Annotated in this window: 4 protein-coding genes; 1 reads left to right on the forward strand and 3 read right to left on the reverse strand. The window is 56.2% G+C overall.

Features of this window, described 5'->3' with window-relative positions; all coding sequences use genetic code 11:
• Nucleotides 1–92: 92 nt before the first annotated feature.
• From MRY75_RS16900 to MRY75_RS16910, 3 genes are all read right to left on the reverse strand, one after another.
• Nucleotides 93–578, reverse strand: coding sequence for a disulfide bond formation protein B (locus MRY75_RS16900; protein ID WP_292309180.1), 486 nt, complete (start codon nt 576–578; stop codon nt 93–95).
• 141 nt (nt 579–719) lie between these two features.
• Nucleotides 720–1,982, reverse strand: a complete 1,263-nt coding sequence (locus MRY75_RS16905) for a multicopper oxidase family protein (RefSeq protein ID WP_292309177.1) — start codon at nt 1,980–1,982, stop codon at nt 720–722.
• Between the two features lie 125 nt (nt 1,983–2,107).
• Nucleotides 2,108–2,689: a L,D-transpeptidase gene (locus MRY75_RS16910; RefSeq protein ID WP_292309178.1), complete on the reverse strand. Its 582-nt coding sequence runs from the start codon at nt 2,687–2,689 to the stop codon at nt 2,108–2,110.
• A gap of 177 nt (nt 2,690–2,866) precedes the next feature.
• Here MRY75_RS16910 and MRY75_RS16915 point away from each other — a divergent pair.
• On the forward strand, nt 2,867–3,498 hold a 632-nt coding region (locus MRY75_RS16915; RefSeq protein WP_292309179.1), incomplete at its 3' end, for a DUF305 domain-containing protein.

The raw sequence follows: 3,498 nt of genomic DNA on the forward strand, positions 1-3,498 counted from the left end.
CGCGGGCGAGAATAACACGTGCGACCAACTGATCACGCTCGTCGGAAAACGCTACTCACAACCAGAAAAGCGAGCCTCATGAATTATCCGGGTTAAGAAACGTCCGCGATTTCAGGCAACCGACCCCTCTGGGTCTTCGCGATTGCAACCAACCACAAGCAGGCAAGGACAGCGCTTAAGATCGCGTTCCAACTGGCCATGGACAACGTCAGAAATTGCCAGGCAACTTCATCGCACATAACAAGGCTCGAAGCACTTGAACTGGCGGAGGGCAATAATTCTGCTACCGACATTTGAGAGACGTCGAGGCCAGAACCCGTGCAAGACGTCGGTCCTTCCCACCAGCCACGCTCGACACCTGTATGAAACACCCCCAAAGCGGATGTGCTGAATGCCGATAGAGCACCAATGATCAGGATCGGTAGAACCGGCAGAGCAAAAACCAACAGGACGCCCATCACAATGGCGATTGCGTGTGGGTAGCGTTGCCAGATGCACATTGCGCACGGCGCGTAGCCTAATACCTGAAAAACGAAGGCCCCAAACAGCAGAGCTGCGGAACCTGCCGCCGCAATCATCCCCAGAGATCTCGGTGTTAGGTTCAATGAATGCTCCCTTTATCAGTGGATGGACCTGTTTCTTCGCTTGTCAGGGTACGTAAACGGCCAAGGGCTCATTATCATTCAGAGATTTGTAACGGTATGTATCCGTCTCGACCCTCAGCCGACTCTGATCCATGTGGCCATACCGTCAGCTTGGTGGCTGAGCATGTGGCAATGCAACATCCAGGCACCCGGATTGTCTAGAACGACGAGAATATCTCGCACTTCGCCGACATCCAAATAAGTGGAATCCCGGTACGCACCAGTTCTACCCGCCGCATCAAGTTCCCAGAAATGGTGGCCATGCAGGTGCATGACGTGCGGAAACCCCGTTTCGTTGCGGATCGAAATGCGCGCTGTCGTCCCCTGCTTGACGGATAGGAAAGGAGAGCGAGGCAGGCCGGAGACGCCATTCAGGGCCCATGTTCCGGTACCGCTGTGGGACGCTCTTCCCGCACCTCCCTGGAGCACCAGCTCCGCGGTTTGGCCGGGGTCTTTCGGGGCGGGCATTTGGTTGGCGGGCAACGCGATAATGGGTGATTTCGACGGGTCACGGGAACCGGAAACAGTGATTTCGCCAAGGCTTAGCGTCCGCTCGCCAAAGCTGTCCTTGAACCGGACCGGCCCGGTCGCATCACCGATCACATCGCATCTTTGCCCCGGAGCAAGAAGGATGGGTTCGAGTGTCTGCGGATGCACCAGGGGCATACCATCCAGTGCAACAATCTTGCCCGCCAGACCGTCCAGGCCGACACGGTAAACCCTGTCGATAGAGGGGTTAATGAGACGAAGTCGCAGACGGTCGCCTCGTTTCACAATCTTGCCGGTTCCGTTGGAAACAAGCGTCGTGACAATATTGCCGATACGGCCCTCGGTCGCAAAATGGGCCGGGTTGAATGCTTCGTCGTACTGTCCGGACCCATCCAGCAAGACATCGAAGAACTGAACAACAATATCATGGTCGACAGCCGGTGCAGTTTGTTCCTCGACGACAAATGCGCCGAAAAGGCCGCGACTAACCTGATCATAAGACAAGTAATGTGAGTGATACCAATAGGTGCCAGCGTCCGGGGCGCCAAATTGATACCGAAACGAGGCACCTGGAATGACCGCATCCTGGGTAAGAACGTTGACACCATCCATCCGATTTGGAACCCGCAACCCATGCCAATGAACAAGGGCGCCCTCCTCCAATCGGTTGTCGAGGGTAATCCGGGCAGTCTGCCCTTGTCGCACTCTGATCTCAGGCCCGGGTAGACCGCCGTTGAAGCCCAGCATCGACACGTCGTGCCCGGCAAAGCGCGCCTTGATCGCTTGCGGCGCGAGGATCAACTCCCTTGTCGCTGCTGGCAACCCGGTACCGGCCAGCGTGAGCGTCATCCCCCCAAGAAAAGACCTCCTGGTCAACAGCAATTTCGTCACCTCGTCATCGCAAGATTAGTTTCCGCCATATGTCGTGCGCTTGCCATTTCCAGACGGGTGACTTCAAGGCGAGAGGATGGTGCTCACGCCGTTGTCACTTTTGGGTACAAGAAAACGCGGGCGCCGATTTCGACGCGATCATACAGATCCTTCACATGTTCGTTCGTCAACCGCGCGCATCCATTCGACACGGCCGATCCAATGGTTTCCGGAGCGTTGGTTCCATGAATACGAAGATAGGTATCGCGTCCCTCATCGTCGTAGAGATACAGCGCCCGGGCACCGAGTGGGTTATTCGGGCCGCCTTTCATCCCGTCCTTGTACTTCGCGTATTTTTCGGGCTCGCGCCGGATCATGGCGTTTGTTGGCCGCCACCACGGCCATTCGGCCTTGCGGGCCACCGTGAACTCACCGGGTTCGTACAAGCCTTTGCGCCCTACCCCGACCCCGTAGCGGATTGCCATGCCGTTCTCGAGCATAAAATAAAGGAAGAAACTGTCGGGAACGACATGGATGTCTCCGGTCATCCAGTGTTTGCGACGGGTGTTGACCAGTTGTGGTTCAAACCGGTCCGGCAATTTCCTTTGGTGAGCTGATGTTGCCGTGGGAAGCAAAAGCCCCATGGTCGTGGCGATTATCAGCTCTCGTCTTGTGAGATTTTGCATTGCTCGCTCTCCTCGCTCCCATGGGAAATCAGCAGGCGCGTGGGGCAAAGAAAAGAAGTGGTGAGGAGCGGCAATTGCGCTGAAATGTTGCTCTATCGCTACGAAAAGCATTGCCGATGGAACCCTCCAGCGCTGGAATCTCGTTGGTTTCCAGATTGGTAGCTGGAGGAATGAACAATGCACTACTCAAGATTTTTCATGATGATCGGAACGTCGACCGTGATCATGTTCGGTCTGATGTTCCTGAACACCTACCTTTGGGGCCACATCTTCTTTTCGGAGACCCGTCTTTACATGGCTCTCCTGATGGGCGCGACGATGGCGGTGGTCATGCTGGCCTTCATGCTGTCCATGTACACGAACACCAAGGCCAACATCGCCATCTTCGTCGGCGCTATCCTGGTTTTCGCGGCAAGCCTCTGGTTGGTGCGCGGCCAGTTCACCGTTCAGGACCGGTCGTATATGCGTGCCATGATCCCGCACCATTCGATCGCCATCATGACGTCAACGCGCGCCGAAATCACCGATCCGCGCGTACGCGGCCTGGCGGATGACATCATTTATGCGCAGGACAAGGAAATCGCCGAAATGCGCTACCTCATCGCCGACATCAGCGCGAACGGCGAAGCGACACGCGCGCCGAGTGAGACGCAAGCCCAGATTGTGGACGCACAACAGGCGCTCGAAACCGAGGTTGTGTCGAAGGTCGATCCAGAGTTCTTGACCGAAGACGAAATTGCAGCGGTTTTCCCGAATGGAGGAAACTGTCGCTTTGCCTATACGTCGGACAGCCCGGCCGTCTTTGTAAC

Origin of the sequence: Marivita sp., assembly GCF_022763305.1 — a bacterium.
Lineage (GTDB): Bacteria > Pseudomonadota > Alphaproteobacteria > Rhodobacterales > Rhodobacteraceae > Marivita.